We start from the raw sequence: 18558 nt of genomic DNA, 5'->3' as shown, positions 1-18558 counted from the left end.
TCGAGAGGAGTGAATTTATGAGTGAAGCAATCAAACAACCCAGCGCCGAGCCGATGATCCTGCTGCAGGGTGTGAACAAGTGGTACGGCCAGTTCCACGTGCTCAAGGACATCAACCTCAGCGTGCAGCCGGGCGAGCGTATCGTCCTGTGTGGCCCGTCCGGTTCGGGCAAGTCCACCACCATTCGCTGCATCAACCGCCTGGAAGAGCACCAGCAGGGGCGCATCCTGGTCGATGGCACCGAGCTGACCAGCGACCTCAAGCACATCGAAGCGATTCGCCGTGAAGTGGGCATGGTGTTCCAGCACTTCAACCTGTTCCCGCACCTGACCGTGCTGCAGAACTGCACCCTGGCGCCGATGTGGGTACGCAAGATGCCCAAGCGTCAGGCCGAGGAAATTGCCATGCACTTTCTCGAGCGCGTGCGAATTCCCGAGCAGGCCAACAAGTTTCCGGGGCAACTCTCCGGCGGTCAGCAACAGCGTGTGGCGATTGCTCGCGCGCTGTGCATGAAGCCGAAGATCATGCTGTTCGACGAGCCGACCTCGGCCCTCGACCCGGAGATGGTCAAAGAGGTTCTGGACACCATGATCGGCCTGGCCGAAGACGGCATGACCATGCTCTGCGTGACCCACGAAATGGGGTTTGCCCGCACCGTGGCCAACCGCGTGATCTTCATGGACAAGGGCGAGATCGTGGAGGAAGCCGAGCCGAACGCCTTCTTCACCAACCCGCAGAACGAGCGCACCAAGCTGTTCCTCAGCCAGATCCTGCACTGAGCCGGCATCGCGCCATCGATCAGGGAGCCTTCGGGCTCCCTTTTTCATGGGCCACGGGACAGGGTGCGCCGTGCGCACCGCAAACCCGTAGCCCTCTCGAATGCCCAGCGTCCCAGATTGGTGTGCACGGCGCGCCCTAAGGGGCCGGCGGCGCGGCTCCGTTGCCCTGCATGCGCTTGCGGAAGGTGCCCGGCGTTTCCCCGCACAATTGCTTGAAGCGCTTGGCGAAGGTCGCGCGGTCGGCAAAACCCACCTGGCTGGCGACCTGCTCCAGCGACTGCGCCGAATCGGCCAGCGCCTGCTGCGCCAGACTGATGCGCAGGCGCTGCAGGTAATTGCCCGGAGTCAGCCCGGTGGCCTGTTTGAAGCGCCGCAACAAGGTGCGCGGCGAACAGTGTGCCTGCTGCGCAAGACGGTTGAGATCGATCACTTCGGTGTGATGCTCGCGCAGCCAGGTCAGCAGCGGGGCAAGGGATGTGTCTTCGCTGCTGGGTAGCAGCGGGGCGAAACGCGTCTGCGTACCGCGCTGACGCTCGATCACCATGGCGCTGGCGACCTGTTGCGCCAGCCATTCGCCGGCATGCAGGGCTATCAGGTGCAGACACAGGTCGAGCCCGGCCTGGGCACCGCCGGAGCAGAACAGCGGACCGTCCTCGGTCAACAGCAGATCGCTGCGCAGGTTCACCTGGGGAAAGTGCCGGGCGAAGGCATCAGCCAGGGCCCAGTGGGTGGTCGCCTGACGACCATCGAGCAGGCCGGCAGCCGCCAGCAGGAAGGCGCTGCTGCACAGGCTGGCCACCTGTTGCTGGTCGCGTCGGGCCAGCCAGGGCAGCAGTTTGGCGTTGCTCTCCAGCGTGCGGGTGATGGCGCTGCCGGTGGCGGGAACGATCAGCAGGTCGGCTTGCTCGGCCAACTCAAGGCCGCCATCGACCAGGATCTGCGCGAATTCCAGGTGCACGGGTTGGCCATCGAGACTGAAACGCTGCAGCTGAAAACGAGGCGCGCCGGCCAGACGATTGGCCAGGCCGAAGGCGTCCTGCGCCATGCTCAGGCTGGAACAGATGGTTTGCGGGCAGACGTACAAGGCGATGCGCAGCATGACGGTGACCTGGAACGGGTTTGGCGATTATTGACACAAAGTTGTCTTTATAGCCAATCGCCACACCCTTCTTCTGCGCCCAGACTAGGCTGCATTCACCCGCGCGCCGCAGGGTGCGCTGTGCGCACCGATGTCATCGCATCGTCGGCGGGTGAACCCGACCCATAACGCACGCAGGAGCGAACCATGAGCCACGCCAACGCCGAGTTGATCCAGCGTTTCTACAGCGCCTTCCAAAAGCTCGATGCCGCGACCATGGCTGGCTGTTACGCCGAGGACGTGCGCTTCTCCGACCCGGTCTTCGTCGACCTGCGCGGCGCGCAGGCGGGCGATATGTGGCGCATGCTGTGCAGCCGCGCCGAAGACTTCTCGCTGACCTTCGACGCGGTGCACGCCGACGATCATGCCGGCAGTGCGCGCTGGGTCGCCCACTACCGTTTCAGCGCCACCGGTCGTCAGGTGGTCAACCATATTCAGGCGCGCTTCGTGTTTCGCGACGGGCTCATCGTCGAGCATCGCGATCACTTCGATCTGTGGCGCTGGGCACGTCAGGCGTTAGGTGGCAAAGGGCTTCTGCTGGGTTGGGCGCCACCGGTTCAGGCTGCCATTCGTCGACAGGCAGCACGCGGGCTGGCGCAGTTTCGCGGCACGCGCTGAGGCGGACGAAGGAACGCAGTGGTAGGCTATCCGGTCTTAGCCTTCAATAAAGAGTGCGCACACCGGGTGCCGCACCTCCACTGCCAATCGAGACCTGCCGTGACCGAATTGATCGTTGCCGTAAAACAGGCCAAAGCCTGGGGGGTCCATGCCGTTACCGCCAGCGGCGTGATCCTCGCCCTGCTGGCATTGCTGGCCGTGCTCGACGGCCAACCCAAGCAATGCCTGTTGTGGCTCGGCCTGGCGCTGCTGGTCGATGGTCTGGACGGCTCGCTGGCGCGCCGTTATGACGTCAAGGGCGTGTTGCCGCATTTCGACGGCTCGACCCTCGACCTGGTGATCGACTACCTGACCTACGTATTCATCCCCGCGATCTTTCTCTACCGCTTCATCCCGCTGCCGGATTACACGCCGCTGTTCGCCGTGGGCCTGATTCTGCTGTCCTCGCTGTTCTGCTTCTGCAACCTGAACATGAAGAGCAAGGACAACTACTTCGTCGGCTTCCCGGCGGCGTGGAACGTGGTGGTGCTGTATTTCTTCATCCTCGACGTGCATCCCTGGATCACCCTGGGCGTGATCGTCCTGTTGGCCGGCCTGACCCTGACCAAGATGAAGTTCCTACACCCGTTCCGCGTGCGCCAGTTCATGCCGCTGAACATCCTGGTGACCTTCGTCTGGATGCTCTCCAGCGCGCTGCTGATCCTGCAGTACCCGGTCAATCAGTTCTGGCTGCTGGCCCTCTGGTGGTTGGCTTCGGCCTACTTCGTCGGCATGTGCCTGTGGCGCTCGGCGCGTGAGTGGTTTCCCGCTCGCGGATGAATGCAGTCGTCGAAAAGGCCTGGTTCGTCTATCTGGTGCGCGCCGCCAATGGCGCGCTGTATTGCGGCATCAGCGATGACCCGCAGCGGCGTTTCGCCCAGCACCAGAGCGGCAAGGGCGCCCGGTTCTTCCATACCAGCCCGGCGCTGGCCCTGGCCTACGTCGAAGCCTGTGCCGGCAAGGGCGATGCGTTGCGCCGTGAGCGTGCGATCAAGCGCCTGAGCAAAAGCGCCAAAGAAGCGCTCATTCTGGCCGTTGATGGCGGTTCATCAGCCTGAGACGGTGTGCGTGCGCGTGCTGCACGGGTAAGCTGAAGGCTTTCGATCCGACGCGGAGCGCGCCATGCATGAGTTGATCCTTCATCACTACCCGACCTCGCCGTTCGCCGAGAAGGCCCGCCTGATGCTGGGCTTCAAGCAACTGTCCTGGCGGTCGGTGATGATCCCGCCACTGATGCCCAAGCCCGATCTCACCGCGCTGACCGGCGGCTACCGCAAGACCCCGGTGCTGCAGGTTGGCGCCGATATCTACTGCGATACCGCGCTGATCGCTCGCCGCCTGGAAGCCGAGAAGGCCACTCCCGCGTTGTTGCCCGAAGGTCAGGAGTTCAATGTCAGCCTGCTGGCGCAGTGGGCCGACTCGGTGTTGTTCCAGCATGCCGTGGCGCTGGTGTTCCAGCCGGAGTCGATGGCGCTGCGCTTCGCCAAGGTGCCGCCGGAGTTCGCCAAGGCCTTTGCAGCCGACCGTGGTGCGCTGTTTTCCGGTGGCACGGCGAGCCGTCTGCCACTGGAGCAGGCCAAGCACAATTGGCCGGCACTGATGGGCGCATTGCAACGCCAGTTGCAGCGCGAGCAGGGCGATTTCCTCTTCGGTGAGCCGTCGCTCGCCGATTTTTCCGTGGCCCATTGCCTGTGGTTCCTGCGTGGCACGCCGGTCACCTCGCCGTTGATCGACGATTACCCGGAGGTCGCTGCCTGGCTTGGTCGTGTGCTCGGCTTCGGCCATGGCTCGTTGAGCGAGATGAGCAGCGAACAGGCGATCGCGGTGGCGCGTGAGGCGACTCCGGCAGCGCTGCCGGAAGAGGATTTTGTCGAGCCCAATGGCTTCAAAGCTGGCCAGGCGGTGAGCATCGCTGCAGTGGACTATGGTGTCGACCCGGTGCAGGGCGAGTTGCTGCATGCCGGGCGCGACGAGCTGATCCTGCGTCGCGAGGACGAGCGTGCCGGCATCGTGCACGTGCACTTCCCGCGTTTGGGCTTTCGTATCGAGGCGCGCTGAGGCCTCTCGCGCCGCCTGTCAGTAGGCGGCGCGAATGGCGCGCACGTCGTAGCCGTGGATGACCTGCCCACGCAGGTCGATCACCGGCACGCCGCGACCGCCAAGTGCCTGGTACTGGGCGCGGCCGCTGCTGTCCTTTTCTATATCCACTTCGCGATAGGCGATGCCGTCTTCGGCGAACAGCTCGCGTGTCTTGGCGCAGTAGCCGCACCATTGCGTGGCGTAGAGCACCACCTCGCCGCTGGCGTTACCCGCCTGGGGCGGGTCGATCCAGCGCTCGATCTTGTCCCAGTTCTGCCACAGGGCCAGGGCGGCGAGCATCAGCAGAATCGTCTTCATGGTTTCGCATCCTTGTGTGATGGCGCGGTCCTGCCAGCGTAAACCGCGCCGGGCCATGCTGCCATATCAACCTGTGGCTCGTAGGCGGGCGTAGGGTGGGCCGGGCGGCGATCCGCTTCAGCCCACCAAAACGATCCTGGCCTTGTAAGGTAGGCCGGGCGCCCACATGGACTAGTTCCTTGGTGGGCTGAAGCCCACCCTACAAAACTAGAGCGGATCGCCGCCCGGCCCACCCTACAAATGCATCAATCCTGGCGACGCTTGAGCTGGTCTTTCAGCTGTGTCGGCAACTGGCGAATGATCAGCATGTCGCGGCCTTCGTCATACTCGACCTTCGAGCCCAGCAGGTGCGCCTCGAAACTGATCGACAGCCCCTCGGCACGGCCGGTAAAGCGCTGGAACTGGCTCAGGGTACGTTTGTCCGCCGGAAATTCCGGCGCCATGCCGTAGTCCTTGTTGCGGATGTGCTCATAGAAGGCCTTGGGGCGCTCTTCGTCGATCAGACCGGACAGTTCTTCCAGAGTGATCGGCTCACCCATCTTGGCCTGGCCGGTGGCGTAGCCGACCAGGGTCTTGGTCTTCTCGCGGGCCTGCTCTTCGGGCAGATCCTCGCTTTCCACGTAATCGCTGAAGGCCTTGAGCAGGGTGCGAGTCTCGCCCGGGCCGTCGACGCCCTCCTGGCAGCCGATGAAGTCGCGGAAGTAGTCCGAGACCTTCTTGCCGTTCTTGCCCTTGATGAAGGAGATGTACTGCTTGGACTGCTTGTTGTTCTGCCACTCGCTGATGTTGATGCGCGCGGCCAGGTGCAGTTGGCCGAGATCCAGGTGCTTGGCCGGGGTCACGTCCAGCGCGTCGGTCACCGCCACGCCTTCACTGTGGTGCAGCAGGGCGATGGCCAGGTAGTCGGTCATGCCTTGCTGGTAGTGAGCCAGCAGGACGTGGCCGCCGGTGGAGAGGTTGGATTCCTCCATCAGCTTCTGCAGGTGTTCGACGGCCTGACGGCTGAAGGCAGTGAAATCCTGCTCGCCATCGAGATAGGCCTTGAGCCAGCCGCTGAACGGGTAGGCGCCGGATTCTTCGTGGAACAGACCCCAGGCCTTGCCCTGCTTGGCGTTGTAGCTCTCGTTGAGGTCGGCCAGCAGGTTCTCCATGGCTTGCGACGTGGCCAGCTCGCTGTCGCGAGCGTGCAGCACGGCGGGGCTGCCGTCGGGCTTCTTGTCGATCAGGTGGACGATGCAGTGGCGGATCGGCATGGCGGTCTCGTGGGCAAATGAAACAGGGGCGCAGTTTACCCGAAGCCGCTCGATCACGTAGCGCGTAGGGTGGATGTCGCTGTTTACATCCACCGCTGTGGTGGATCGATGAAGCGTGATCCACCCTACGGATGCCGTCGCTGCTGCAGCACGCGCAGCCGCTCGATCACGTAGCGCACGTGCATGTGCAGTTCGTACAACTCGTTGGAGTACGACAGGGGTACCTCCACGGCTGCCAGCTCGTCTTCCATCTGCTCCAGGCGTTCGATCTCGCTGCCCAGCTCGTCGGGCAGGGAGCCGGCGTGCAGCTTGCGGTCGACTTCGCGCAGGTGCTTGTACCAGCGGTAGATGCGCGCACGGATGCGCCACTGGTAGATCGGTCCGACGGCCTTGAACAGCGGGATCATCACCACGATCAAGGGGATCAGCAGGATGATGTAGCGGTCGGCCAGCGAGGCGATACGAAACGGCAGGTAACGCTGCAGGATCGGCAGGCCCTTGTCGTAGTAATGCCCTGCATCCTTGTGCAGCTCGAAGGTGCGAGGCTCGGCGCTGGGAAAGGTGCCGGCGGCGTCGAGCAGGTTGCCGCCGCGCATCACTTCACGACTGGCCTCGAGAAAAAGCGGCACCAGGCCGGGGTTGAAGTCGTCATTGACCACCAGGGTGGCGACCGGAGCGAGGGTGACGATGTCGCGATCAGGTGCATTGCTGGCCAGATCGAGCAGGCCTTCGCCGACGGTCACCTGATTGAAGAACGGCAAGCGCGCGGCGTAGGCGGCGGCGCGACGAAAGTGCGCCAGGGCGATGTCCGGGTTGGCCGCCAGTTGTTGCACCAGGGCGTTTTCTGCCGGGCCAACGAAGAATGCGGCATCCAGTTCGCCGGCCATCAGCGCGCGGGCGGCCTTGCCACCCCCGATGCTCTGCCAGCTTGCGGGATAGTGTTCGGGCCCGATGGCATTGGCGCCGAGGATGGCATCGCTGGCGGCACGGGTGCCGCTGCCTTCGCCGCCCAGACCGAGGCGCAGTGGCAGCAGGTCGGCAATGCGATCCAGCGCCACGTCACGGCGATAGAACAGCCACAGGGGCTCCTGATAGATCGCTCCCAGGCTTTCCAGCTGACGCTGTTCTTCGGGTGCCAACTGGCGCTCCAGGCCGCTCTGCACCAGGGCGATCTCCACTTCCGGGTCCTCGGCCAGCAGACGCTGCAGGTTGTCGCGCGAGCCGGAGGTCGGCACCAGATTCAGCTCGAACCCTTCCTTGGCCAGTTCTTCCTTCAGGCGTTCGGCGAACTGCTGGTAGGCACCGCCTTGAGCGCCGGTGGCCATGCTGGCGCTCATCGGCGGTGGCGGCGCGACGAACTGGAACAGTGCCCAGACCAGGCCGGCCACCACCGGGACGATCCACAGGTTGGCCAGGATCATGATTTTCAGGTCGTTGAGTACGCGGCGCATGGGGCTTCCTTTCGGCGAAATCAGGGTAAGGATAGAACCCTATGCGCCTCACGGTCACCTGTTGGGTGGATGACGCTCTTTCATCCACCACCAGGCTTGCGGTGGATCGGTGAGGCGTGCTCCACCCTACGCCAGCGCTTTATGTCTTGCCCGCAGATGACTGAGCAGCAGCAGGGCGGCAAGCAGCCCTGCGGCATACAGCGCATCGCTGCCGAGCATCACCAGCAGCGCTGCACAGAGCAGCCCGCTGAGTCCGGCCAGCAGGCGCCAGATGCCACTGAGCAGCACCCAGCCGGCGGCCATGCTGAGCAGGTAGATCAACACGAAGTTGCCGTTGGCATAGCGGATCAAATCATCTACCGACAGGTTCAAGGTGGCCGAGAGCATGGCGCACAGCGCACAACAGATCACCACCAGCAGCAAGGCTCTGCCGGGTACGCCCTGGCGGTTGCGCACGGCCAGTCTGGCAGGCAGGCGGCCTTCATCGGCCAGGCTCCAGATAAGCCGGGCGAAGCCCTGGATGTACACGTTCATCGAGGCGAAGCAGGCCAGGTAACCGAGCACTGCCACCAGCACGCGCGCCTGCTCGCCCAGCAGTTGCTCGAACAGACGGGGCAGGGCGGTGGTGTCGCTGTGTACGTCGCCGTAGGTGGCAAAGCTCAGCACCGCCACCGAGCAGGCCCAGTACACCAGGCCCGCCAGCAGTACGCCGAGCAGCAGCGCCAGGGGGAAGTCGCGCTCCGGGTGTTTGAACTCCTCGCCCAGATGGGTGAACGCCTCGATACCGACGAAGCACCAGAACATCACCCCCAGCGCCGTTGGCAGCAGGTGCCATTGGCCCTCCATCGGCGGCAGCAGTGGCTGGCTGGCGCGCGGCAGGTCACCGACCCACCAGATCAGCGCCACGCTGGTGACGATGGCCACGGCGATCAGCCCCTGCAGCATGCCCGATGCTTTCGGTGGACGCTGGCCAAGCAGGAGAATGGCGCCCAGCGTGGCCAGTTCGATGAGCAACAGGCCACTGCGATCGAGATCGAACAACGCCAGCCAGAAGCCGCTGGCGATATGCAGGGCCGCCGGCAGACCGACCGGCAGCACGGCGAGAAACAGCAGGGCGCTGACCCCTTCCATGCGCAGGCCGAAGGCGCGGCCGATCAGGTGCGGCGCGCCGCCGGCATGAGGGAAGCGCTTGCCCAGCTGGGCGAAGGTGAACGCCACTGGCAGTACCAGGACGATCAGCAGCATCCAGGCCCATAATGACGCTGCGCCCGCCGCCGTGGCCGCCAGGGCCGGCACCACGAAGATGCCGGTGCCGAGCAGCGAGGTGCTGAGCAGGGCGATGCCCTGCAGCAGGCCCAATTCCTTGTTCAATCGACTCATGGGGTATGCTCACGCCTTTGCAGATACCGCCATGGTAGAGCGCCGCCTGATTGCAGGTTGGCGCCTTTTGCCGACGAAATGGCGGTTTCCCACGTCAACCTGATTGCCGCCCCGAGAAGCCCCGTGGACAAGTTCGATCGTCAGATCCTCGCCCTGCTGCGCAGTGATGCGCGTACCTCCGTCAGCCAGATCGCCCGTGAGGTCAACCTGTCACGTTCGGCGGTCAGTGAGCGGATTCGTCACCTGGAAGAGAGCGGGGTGATTCGCGGCTATCACGCCCAGGTGGCGGTGCCCGGCGAGGGTGGGGTCAAGGCCTTCCTCGAGCTGTTCTACCAGAACGCTCGTTGCCAGGATTACGTCGAGCGCATGCGCGAATACCCGGAAATCCGCCATTGCAGCGGCATCAGCGGCGAGACCGACATGCTGGTGCTGGTCGAAGCGCCAAACATGGCGCGCCTGAGCGAAGTGCGCGCGGCCATCGAAGCTTTCCCGCAGATGCAGCGGGTCAAGACCCACATCGTCGTGCAGGACTGGCCGCTATGAGCCTGCGCATCCTGCACACCTCCGACTGGCACCTGGGCCAGCACTTCATGGGCAAGACCCGCCAGGCCGAGCACCTGGCCTTCTGCACCTGGTTGCTGGAACAGGTGCAGGCACATGACGTGGATGTTTTGCTGATTGCCGGCGACGTGTTCGACACCGGCGCACCGCCCAGTTACGCCCGCGAGCAGTATTACCGGCTGGTGGTGGAGCTGCGCGATGCCGGCTGCGCCCTGGTGGTGCTTGGCGGCAACCACGACTCACCGGCCATGCTCGGGGAAAGCCGCAGCCTGCTGGCGCAACTGGGCGCCCAGGTGGTGCCGGGTGTTGGCGTCGACCTGGCCGAACAGGTACTGCTGCTCAATGATCGTACTGGCCAGCCGGGCGCCGTTCTCTGCGCCATTCCCTTCATTCGCCCGCGCGACGTGCTGGCCAGCCAGGCGGGGCAGAGCGCGCAGGACAAGCAGCAGTCGCTGCAGCAAGCCATCGCCGAGCATTACCGGGCGCTATACGAGCTGGCGTCGAGCACGCGTGACGAGCTGGGCCAGGCGCTGCCGATCGTCGCCACCGGTCACCTGACCACGGTTGGTGCCAGCGCCAGCGAGTCGGTGCGCGAGATCTACGTCGGCAGTCTGGAGGCCTTCCCCACCAGTGCCTTCCCACCGGCGGACTACATCGCCCTTGGCCATATCCACCGCCCGCAGAAGGTCGGCGGGCTGGAGCACATCCGCTACAGCGGCTCACCGATTGCGTTGTCCTTCGACGAGGCGCGTCAGCAGAAGGAAGTCCTGCTGCTGGAGTTCGGCGCTGCCACGTTGCAATCGATCACACCGCTGCCCGTGCCGGTGTTCCAGCCCATGGCCAGCCTGCGCGGCTCGCTCAAGGAGCTGGCAGGCGCCATCGCCGAGGCCGCTGCTCAGGGCACGCCCGAGCGGCCCGTATGGCTGGAGGTGCACGTGAGCACCGACGACTACCTGAGCGACCTGCAAAGCCGGATCAATGCACTCTGTGAGGGGCTGCCGGTGGAAGTGCTGCGCATCCGCCGTGAACGCGGCAACGCCAGTGCCAGCCTGGCCAGCGAAGCGCGGGAAACGCTGGATGAACTGAGCGTGGAGGACGTATTCGCCCGACGCTTGCAGCAAGAGACATTGGAAGAAGGGGATGCCCAGCGTTTGCAGGGTTTGTACCGGCAGGTGCTGGAAGCGCTGCCCAAGGCCTAGCGGCACAGACCTCCGTAGCCCGGATGCAATCCGGGAACGGCCGTCGCGACACTCCGGCCAAGCGCCTGCTGCGCTCAACCCAGCGGGCTGACTCCATCGATGCAGCAGCCTCACCCGATGACCAAACGATTGCGTGAAGCGCTCCAGTAATGCGCAGCGCCACAGGCCTCCAGCACCCACTCGACCGGCTCGGCCTGCTCCTGTATATATCGCCAGAACGCCTCTCGGTTCAGCCGCTTGCGCTGCACCACCTGGCCGGAACGGACACTCTCGGCAACCTGGTAAACGGACTTGGCCAGATCAACTGCAATTCGTTTCATGGCAGCTCTCCCATTCTTCAAGCCTCAACGCCTTGGTAGGGAACCGTGGCGCGGGGAGAGTCCATTACAGCATTCAAATCGTTCGCTTCGCTCACTGGGTGGCTAAAACTCGCCCCTTAACCAAACGTCAGGCCTTAGCTAAAAACAAGGAAGTCATGGAACTGGAATTCTCAATAACCTCGGACCAGTTAAAAATATTGGCAAAGAGAGTTAATTCAGAGCGAGTCGCGAAAAACGCAACGTTAGCTCTGCGGCTACATGCATTCATAATGCGTACACTGTTTTTTTGGCTTCCACTGTTATCGCCAGCAATAATTTACTGCTCAATCTGGGAAGACAAAACCTTGGAAGCCTATCTTGCAATAGCAATCTGCGCCGTTCTCTATCTGTCCGCCTGGAAAAGCTTAATAAAAGCGAAAGTAGAATCTCGAGTCAGTAAGTTTTCAGACAAAACGAACGCTCTGAATTACTCTGTGGAAACACTAACCGCGCGCAGACTTGCTGCCATGGAAGGTAATTACAAGGCAGTTGTTACACCTGAGGCTCTGCGGCTAGCTATGCCGAGCGGTAAGTTCGTCACCATGAAATGGAGAAAAATTTGTTGCCTCAAAGAAGATGGTGATTTTTATTGCATTACAATTAGAAAATATATGTTTTTTAAAGTCGCATACTTGATATCAAAAAGCGGTGATATTGCAGATGCAAGAATCCAGTCTGCGCTAGAAGAAGTATTCTCTCGATTGAGTTCTTTTACAAACCGCCCTGGCAAATCGAGTGAAGCCTAACAAGTGTATATGGACTCTCCCCGCACGTAGCGAGCACAGCTTTTCTTTGCACCTGTCGTCAGCGCGGTTACATTCGTATACCCGGCCTGTTTTGGGCTCTTGTGCCCTGGCCATTCTGTAGTTCGCGCAGCGAGGCCGGCTATCGGTCGTTAGTCGCGCAATTGGCTTCCAGGCATTGGTTCAGACCGTTCCCTCCGTTCACTGGGACGGGCTGAAGCCCGTCCCTTAACCAACCGCTATCGATACCCTAAATGACTCTTCTCCCATCATCTTGGGCCAGCGCCTGGTCAGACCTGGGCCTGTAGCCGCCGTCAGGCCTGTTCGAGCAGCTCGTTCGTGCCTACGAGGAACCGCAGCGGCACTATCACTCGCTGCAACACCTGCGCGAATGCCTGATGCTTTTTGCTCAAGCGCGCCACCTGGCGCAGCAGCCGGGTGAGGTGGCCATTGCGCTCTGGTTCCATGACGCCATCTACGACGTGCGCGGCAAGAACAACGAGCGCCAGAGCGCGGATTGGGCCATCCGGGTGCTTGCGAGCTGTCAGGCCAGCCAGGCGACGTTGGCGCGGGTCGAACGACTGATCATGGTCACCCGGCATGACGCGACGCCGGGTGAGCCGGATGAGCAGTTGCTGGTGGATATCGACCTGGCCATTCTCGGCGCCACGCCGGAGCGTTTCGCCGAGTACGACGCCCAGGTGCGTGCCGAGTACGCCTGGGTGCCGGGCCTTGTGTACCGCATCAAGCGGCGCAGCGTTCTGAAGTCATTTCTGGCGCGCTCGATGATTTACAACACGGATCATTTCAGGACGCGCTACGAGGCACAGGCTCGGATCAATCTGGCGGGCGTGCTTTGACAGGCGATTGAGCGAAGCCTGCATCGCATTCGACGCAACAAGCGTTCTATGCTGTGAATAGTGGCCATTCGACAGGGGAGCGAAAGTGCCGTTGTTCAATACCTTGCTGCGTGCGCTTGACCCTTTGCATGGAGTGCCGGAGGCGACTCGACAGGCGTTTGCGTGCTGGTATCTGCAGGCGAAGATTCCGCAGATTCGCTATGTGGCTTTTCTGACCATGGCGCTGTATCTGATCTATGCCGCCATCGAGCAGAACGTCGAAACCGATCAGCCTCTCGCGCGCTTCATCGTGCATGCGTTGCTGGTGCCGGCAGCGTTGCTGGCTATCGGGCTGCTGAGTTTTCAACCAAGGCGGCAGCCGTTGATGCTGGGGTTGCTGTCACTCGCGCCCATCATCTCGGTGCTGTCCAACCTCTACTTCAATTTCGGCTCACCGCGTTTCGCCTTTTACGCGCCGGAGATCTATCTCAACCTGATGTGGACATTCGCCATCTCCGGGCTGACGCTCAGGCGTGCCATGGCTACCGCGTTGTTCTCTCTGGCGGCGATTTTGCTGGTCACGCTCGAGCACTCGCTGACGCCCGGCATGCAGCGCCTGCACCTGATCTGGATTCTCGCTTCGTTCTCCTTCGGCCTGCTCAGCGCCTTTGTTCTGGAAAAGGCGCACAAACACATGTTCCTGCATCAGGACAGCCTGGCCCTGAGCGCCAGTGTCGACAGCCTGACCGGGCTGTGGAATCGTTCGCGTACCCTGCGTTTTCTGATCGAGGAGGTGGCGCGGACCAATCGTTACGGCACGCCGTTTTCGGTGGTGCTGATCGATATCGATCACTTCAAGAGCGTCAACGATACTCATGGCCATGCGGTGGGGGACAGCGTGCTGCGCCAGTTCGCCGGGCTGCTGCGCGATGGCGTGCGAGTCGTGGACAAGGTCGGGCGGCTTGGCGGCGAGGAGTTTCTCATCATCCTGCCGGAGACCGATGCGGCTCATGCAGAGCAGGCTGTGCAGGCCCTGCAGAAGCGTATCAGCGGGTTTTCGTTCGAGCGGGTGCAACGCAAGAGCGCCAGTTTCGGCATTGCCGAGTATCGCCCTGGCGAAAGCCTGGACTGCCTGATGGAGCGGGCGGACCAGGCGATGTACCGTGCCAAGGCCAATGGCCGCGACCGTATCGAAATACTGTGAGCGCCTGGGCCTGAACCGCTGATGTGCGGTTCTGGTCGAAACGGCTAACCCTTCCTGTGGAGAGCGTCATGCACAGAACTGCGCACTTTCTTTTCGCGGCTGCGGCCGTTTCTCTGTTGCTGACTGGCTGCGCCAGGTCGTCCGGCGAGCAGGACGCCAGGGTGACCGAGCAATGGCTGGGGCGCTGGAACGGACCCGAGGGTACCTACCTGGCTATCAGTGGCACGCCGGCCGACTACCGTCTGACCATCGCCAACCTCGACGGCCCGCGCCGCTTCGTCGGCCGTGCGCAGGGGGCGAAGATCGTCTTCGTGCGCGATGGCGTGGTGGAGAGCATCAGCGCCACCGACGGCGAAGCCACCGGCATGAAATGGCTGCTGGATAAACAGAACTGCCTGACCGTGCGCAGCGGTGAGGGTTATTGCCGCGATTGAGTCTTTACGTGGGGGCGGATATGCCAGAATGACCGCCTCCAACGGCTTACGACCTGTGCATGAAAATCCTCAGCCTGCGCCTCAAGAACCTCAACTCCCTCAAGGGCGAGTGGAAGATCGATTTCGCCGCCGAGCCTTTCGCCGGTAGCGGCCTGTTCGCCATTACCGGGCCGACCGGCGCGGGCAAGACCACGCTGCTCGACGCCATCTGTCTGGCCCTGTATCACCGCACGCCGCGCATGAGCACGCTGTCGGCCAGTGGCAACGAACTGATGACGCGGCACACCGCCGACTGCCTGGCCGAGGTCGAGTTCGAGGTCAAGGGGCAGGGCTACCGCGCCTTCTGGAGCCAGCGCCGCGCGCGCGACAAGGTGGACGGCGCGCTGCAGGCGCCCAAGGTGGAGCTGGCGCGTATCGCCGATGGCGAAATCCTCACCGACAAGATTCGCGAAAAGGAAAGCCTGACTGCCGAGCTGACCGGCCTGGATTTCGAGCGCTTCACCAAGTCCATGCTGCTGGCCCAGGGCGGCTTCGCGGCGTTTCTCGAGGCCAATGCCAACCAGCGCGCGGAGCTGCTGGAGGAGCTGACCGGCACCGAGGTGTACGGGCAGATTTCCCAGCAGGTCTACGAGCGCACCAAAGCCGCCGAACAGGCGCTCAATCTGCTGAAAAGCCGCGCACAGGGCATGGAGTTGCTCGACGAGGCGCAGCGCGCCGAACTGCAGGCCGAGCATCAGCGCCTTAGTCAGGACGAGGCCCCGCTGTTGGCCCGGCAGCAAGCGTTGCAGGCCCAGCGTCGCTGGCGTGAAGCGCTGCAGCAGGCCGAACAGCAGCGGGAGCAGGCTCGATCGGGGCTGGAGCGGGCCCAGCAGGCGCGTCAGGATGCGGCCGGTGAACTGCAGCGTCTGGCCGCCAGTGAGCCGGCCGCGCGATTGCAGCCGCTGTACCTGGCCTGGCAACAAGTACAGCTGGACAGGCAACAGGCGCAGCAGGCGCTGGATGACCTGCACCAGCAGCAACGCCACAGCAGTGAACGCGAGCAGCAGCAACTCTGGCTGGCCAGCCGCTATGCCCAGCAATGCCTGAGCCTGCGTCAGGCGCAGCTGCAGGGGCTGGTCAAACAACGCGAAACCCTGCGTGCACGTCTGAGCAGTGCGCCGCAGCAGGAACGTCTGGGCGAGTTGCTTGGCGGCTGGCGCGCGCAGTTCGACCAGCGCGGACAACTGCTCAAGGAGCAACAGGCGTTGTACGCACGCGTGGCGCAGGCGCATGAACAGCTCGCCGTCTTGCAGCGCCAGCGTGAGCAGCTCGGTGCGCAGCAGGCCGACGCGCTGAAGCGCCTGGAGGCAGCGCGCGCCAGTGAAGCCGGGCAGCAGAGCGAACTGCAGGCATTGCTCGGCGAGGGCGACGAGGCTGGGCTGCGTCAGCGTTGGCAGCAGTTGCAAGTGCAGGGGCGCGCGTTGGATCGCCTGGAGCAACTGGCGCAGGTCCGTGAGCAAACGGCCGCCCAGATCGCCGAGCTGACCCCGCATCTGGCTCGGTTGCAGGTACAGCACGCCAGCAAGAACGATGAAATCACCGGCCTGCGCGAGCGTTACAAGGCGCTCAAGCAACAGCAGGCCGACAAGGAAAAGCTGCTGGAGCAGGAGCAGCGCATTCAGGATCTGGAAGCCTACCGCGCCCAGCTGCAGCCCGGCGAAGCCTGCCCGTTGTGTGGTTCGCACGAGCATCCGGCGGTCAGTCAGTACCAGGCGCTCAACGTCTCCGCCACGCGCCAGGCGCTGGAGCAGTGCCGCAGCGAACTGGCGCAACTGGAAAGCCAGGGCGGCACCCTGCGTGACGAACTGACCCGCCTGGCGACGCAGATCGCTCAGATGCAGCAGCAACTGCAGCAGGCGAATCAGCAGGCCGTTCAGCAGGACGTGCAGTGGCAGCAGCAACTGAGCGAGCAGGCCCTGCAGGTTACTGACGGTGCCGATTTGCGCGAATGGCAGCGCCAGCATGAGCAGAGTCTGACGCATCTGCAGGCGCGACTCGCCTCGGTCGAGGCTGGGCAGGCGCAACTGGCGCAGGCGCGTAGTGACCGTGAGGTGGCCGAGCATGCCGTGGCCGATGCGCAGCAGCGCCAGGCGCTACTGGCGCGTGATGAGGAGAACCTGCAGGCGCGACAAACCGAGCAGGGCGAGCGCCTGCAGCATCTGCAGCAGGAGTTGCAGCACCACCAGCAGACGCTGCTGAGCAGCCTTGCAGGCTTTGCCACGGAGTTGCCGGCGGACGCCGTTGCCTGGTTGGCCGAACAGGAAAGTACCTGGCGCGACTGGCAGCAGGCCCAGGCTCAGGACCAGCAGTTGCAGGAGCAGCAGCGTGAGGCGCAGCGCGTACTCGCTGAAGCAGAGGCACAGGCCGAGCACTGGCAACAGCGCTGGCAAAGCGAAGGTGCGCTGACGCTGACTGAACCCGAGCCATCAGCACAGCCGCAAGTGGCGTTGAATGAGGCCGTCAATGGCCTTGCCAGTGCCCAGCGTGAAAGTGATGCCTTGCGCGGTCGCGAGCAGAGTCAGCGGACAGTGCTGCAGCAACTGCAGCAACGCTCGAGCGAGGCCGAGCAGCATTGGCTGCAGGCACTGACGGCCAGTCCTTTCAGCGATCTTGCCGCGTTTCTCGCCGCGCTGCTGGAGGAGGATGAGCGAACGCGTCTGCTGGCGTTGCAGGCCGCTGTGGAGCGCGCCCTGACCGAGGCTTCGACGCTGTTGGCTGCCGCCGACGCGCAGTTGCAGCAGCTCGCCGCCACGCCGCAGACCGAGCTGGCGCTTGGCGAGCTGGACGAGCAGTTGCAGCTACTGCAGAGCGAATTGCGTGCACTGAGCGAGCGCCAGGGCGAGTTGCGCGCGCAGTTGCAGGCCGACGATGCACGACGCAGCAGCCAGCAGGCGCTGTTCGCCGAGATCGACGCGCAGGAGGGTGAGCACGCCCTCTGGCAACAACTCAACGGCCTGATTGGCTCGGCCGACGGCGCCAAGTTTCGCAAGTTCGCCCAGGGCCTGACCCTCGACCACCTGATCCACCTGGCCAACCGCCAACTGACGCGGCTGCACGGGCGTTACCAGTTGGCGCGCAAGGGCAGCGGCGAGCTGGAGCTGGAGGTGTGCGACACCTGGCAGGCCGATGTGGCGCGTGACTGTCGCACGCTGTCCGGTGGCGAAAGCTTTCTGGTCAGTCTGGCGCTGGCGCTGGCGCTGTCCGACCTGGTCAGCCACAAGACCAGCATCGACTCGCTGTTTCTCGATGAAGGCTTCGGCACCCTCGACGGCGAGACGCTGGAGGTGGCGCTGGATGCGCTGGACAACCTCAACGCCAGCGGCAAGACCATCGGTGTGATCAGCCATGTCGAGGCGATGAAGGAACGTATTCCCGTGCAGCTGCGGGTGCACAAGGGCGTCGGCCTGGGCTACAGCCGGCTCGACGCGCGTTTTGCGGTGAAGGAAGGAGCGCAGTGATGCTGATGCGAGCGAAGGATTCCACCCTGTTGGTCATCGACCTGCAGGAGCGACTGCTGCCGGCCATCGATGGCGGCGCGGCGGTGATCGAACAGGCCTCGTGGCTGGTGCGTGTGGCGCAGCGCCTGCACGTGCCGGTGATCGCGACCGAGCAGTATCCCAAGGGCCTGGGCTATACCGAGGCGGGCCTGCATGAGCTGCTGCCGGGCGAGGGGTTGCGGGAGAAGATTCATTTCTCGGCGACCGCAGGAGCGGGGCTGTTCGACTTGCCGGGCGGTGAGCGTCAGCAGTTCATCGTCTGTGGCACGGAAACGCATGTCTGCGTGCTGCAGACGGTGCTCGGACTGCTGGCGGCCGGACGTGAAGTGTTCGTGGTCGACGAGGCCGTGGGTTCGCGTCGGCCACGTGACAAGGCGCTGGGCCTGGCACGCATGGAGCGTGCCGGGGCGGTGATCGTCTCGCGTGAGATGGTCGCCTTCGAGTGGCTGGAGCGGGCCGGTACCGAGCTGTTTCGCGAGATCAGTCGCAGTTTCATTCGCTGATACGTAGCCCGGATGCAATCCGGGAATATCAGGTACCGCTGCCCCGGGTTGCATCCGGGCTTGTATGTTCGTCAGGCACTCTAAAGTGGAAGAGGTAAGCCAAAAGAGTGCCGAGGCGGAGGGAC

General features: G+C 63.5%; 18 protein-coding genes and 1 pseudogene. 13 read left to right on the top strand and 6 right to left on the bottom strand.

The window, feature by feature from the left end; genetic code table 11:
- Positions 1-17: 17 nt before the first annotated feature.
- A complete protein-coding gene (locus ACN0X6_RS21760; protein WP_192984682.1) occupies positions 18-779 on the top strand; it encodes an amino acid ABC transporter ATP-binding protein in 762 nt (253 codons plus the stop codon).
- 136 nt (positions 780-915) lie between these two features.
- Here the strand turns inward: ACN0X6_RS21760 and ACN0X6_RS21755 are convergent, their stop codons facing one another.
- Positions 916-1878 (bottom strand): GlxA family transcriptional regulator, encoded by a 963-nt coding sequence (locus ACN0X6_RS21755; protein ID WP_417707166.1) that lies wholly within the window; start codon positions 1876-1878, stop codon positions 916-918.
- Positions 1879-2064: 186 nt separating this feature from the next.
- Here ACN0X6_RS21755 and ACN0X6_RS21750 point away from each other — a divergent pair, with 186 nt between their 5' ends.
- The 4 genes from ACN0X6_RS21750 (at position 2065) to ACN0X6_RS21735 (ending at position 4632) form a co-directional block, all read left to right on the top strand.
- Positions 2065-2535: a nuclear transport factor 2 family protein gene (locus ACN0X6_RS21750; protein WP_417707164.1), complete on the top strand. Its 471-nt coding sequence runs from the start codon at positions 2065-2067 to the stop codon at positions 2533-2535.
- A 99-nt stretch (positions 2536-2634) separates the two neighbouring features.
- Positions 2635-3354 carry a phosphatidylcholine synthase gene (gene pcsA, locus ACN0X6_RS21745; RefSeq protein ID WP_160019855.1) on the top strand — a complete coding sequence of 240 codons (720 nt, stop codon included), beginning with the start codon at positions 2635-2637 and terminating at the stop codon, positions 3352-3354.
- Positions 3351-3632 (top strand): GIY-YIG nuclease family protein, encoded by a 282-nt coding sequence (locus tag ACN0X6_RS21740; RefSeq protein WP_307321480.1) that lies wholly within the window; start codon positions 3351-3353, stop codon positions 3630-3632. Before pcsA ends, ACN0X6_RS21740 begins: the two co-directional genes overlap by 4 nt.
- Before the next feature lie 64 nt (positions 3633-3696).
- The gene (locus ACN0X6_RS21735) at positions 3697-4632 is read left to right on the top strand and encodes a glutathione S-transferase family protein (protein ID WP_417707161.1); all 936 of its coding nucleotides are present in this window, start codon (positions 3697-3699) and stop codon (positions 4630-4632) included.
- An 18-nt stretch (positions 4633-4650) separates the two neighbouring features.
- Here the strand turns inward: ACN0X6_RS21735 and ACN0X6_RS21730 are convergent, their stop codons facing one another.
- The 4 genes from ACN0X6_RS21730 to yjeH all read right to left on the bottom strand — a co-directional run bounded on the left by ACN0X6_RS21730 (position 4651) and on the right by yjeH (position 9055).
- Positions 4651-4971: a glutaredoxin family protein gene (locus ACN0X6_RS21730; RefSeq protein ID WP_417707159.1), complete on the bottom strand. Its 321-nt coding sequence runs from the start codon at positions 4969-4971 to the stop codon at positions 4651-4653.
- Between the two features lie 245 nt (positions 4972-5216).
- Positions 5217-6224 carry a nucleoid-associated protein YejK gene (yejK, locus tag ACN0X6_RS21725; RefSeq protein WP_417707157.1) on the bottom strand — a complete coding sequence of 336 codons (1008 nt, stop codon included), beginning with the start codon at positions 6222-6224 and terminating at the stop codon, positions 5217-5219.
- A gap of 125 nt (positions 6225-6349) precedes the next feature.
- Positions 6350-7675, bottom strand: coding sequence for a TAXI family TRAP transporter solute-binding subunit (locus ACN0X6_RS21720; RefSeq protein WP_417707155.1), 1326 nt, complete (start codon positions 7673-7675; stop codon positions 6350-6352).
- Positions 7676-7801: 126 nt separating this feature from the next.
- A complete protein-coding gene (gene yjeH / locus ACN0X6_RS21715; protein WP_417707153.1) occupies positions 7802-9055 on the bottom strand; it encodes an L-methionine/branched-chain amino acid transporter in 1254 nt (417 codons plus the stop codon).
- A gap of 123 nt (positions 9056-9178) precedes the next feature.
- On the opposite strand from yjeH, the gene ACN0X6_RS21710 reads away from it, so the two are divergent.
- On the top strand, positions 9179-9598 hold the full coding sequence (locus ACN0X6_RS21710; RefSeq protein WP_192984700.1) for an Lrp/AsnC family transcriptional regulator: 420 nt from the start codon (positions 9179-9181) through the stop codon (positions 9596-9598).
- Positions 9595-10815, top strand: a complete 1221-nt coding sequence (gene sbcD / locus ACN0X6_RS21705) for an exonuclease subunit SbcD (RefSeq protein ID WP_417707151.1) — start codon at positions 9595-9597, stop codon at positions 10813-10815. Before ACN0X6_RS21710 ends, sbcD begins: the two co-directional genes overlap by 4 nt.
- Before the next feature lie 84 nt (positions 10816-10899).
- On the opposite strand, the pseudogene ACN0X6_RS21700 reads toward sbcD, so the two are convergent.
- Positions 10900-11135, bottom strand: a pseudogene (locus tag ACN0X6_RS21700) (IS110 family transposase); the annotation flags it as partial.
- 155 nt (positions 11136-11290) lie between these two features.
- On the opposite strand from ACN0X6_RS21700, the gene ACN0X6_RS21695 reads away from it, so the two are divergent.
- The 6 genes from ACN0X6_RS21695 to ACN0X6_RS21670 all read left to right on the top strand — a co-directional run bounded on the left by ACN0X6_RS21695 (position 11291) and on the right by ACN0X6_RS21670 (position 18433).
- Entirely contained in the window at positions 11291-11920 is a 630-nt protein-coding gene (locus ACN0X6_RS21695) for a hypothetical protein (protein ID WP_417707149.1), read from the top strand.
- Between the two features lie 395 nt (positions 11921-12315).
- Positions 12316-12777: an N-methyl-D-aspartate receptor NMDAR2C subunit gene (locus tag ACN0X6_RS21690; RefSeq protein ID WP_417707147.1), complete on the top strand. Its 462-nt coding sequence runs from the start codon at positions 12316-12318 to the stop codon at positions 12775-12777.
- A gap of 85 nt (positions 12778-12862) precedes the next feature.
- A complete protein-coding gene (locus ACN0X6_RS21685) occupies positions 12863-13960 on the top strand; it encodes a diguanylate cyclase (protein WP_417707145.1) in 1098 nt (365 codons plus the stop codon).
- Between the two features lie 68 nt (positions 13961-14028).
- Positions 14029-14394, top strand: a complete 366-nt coding sequence (locus tag ACN0X6_RS21680; RefSeq protein ID WP_417707143.1) for a hypothetical protein — start codon at positions 14029-14031, stop codon at positions 14392-14394.
- A 59-nt stretch (positions 14395-14453) separates the two neighbouring features.
- The gene (locus ACN0X6_RS21675; protein ID WP_417707141.1) at positions 14454-17891 is read left to right on the top strand and encodes an SbcC/MukB-like Walker B domain-containing protein; all 3438 of its coding nucleotides are present in this window, start codon (positions 14454-14456) and stop codon (positions 17889-17891) included.
- On the top strand, positions 17891-18433 hold the full coding sequence (locus tag ACN0X6_RS21670) for a hydrolase (protein ID WP_417707140.1): 543 nt from the start codon (positions 17891-17893) through the stop codon (positions 18431-18433). Before ACN0X6_RS21675 ends, ACN0X6_RS21670 begins: the two co-directional genes overlap by 1 nt.
- The last annotated feature ends 125 nt before the right edge of the window (positions 18434-18558 follow it).

This window comes from Pseudomonas sp., from assembly GCF_048269965.1.
Taxonomy (GTDB): Bacteria; Pseudomonadota; Gammaproteobacteria; order Pseudomonadales; family Pseudomonadaceae; genus Aquipseudomonas.
This window is presented reverse-complemented; position numbering and strand designations above follow the sequence as displayed.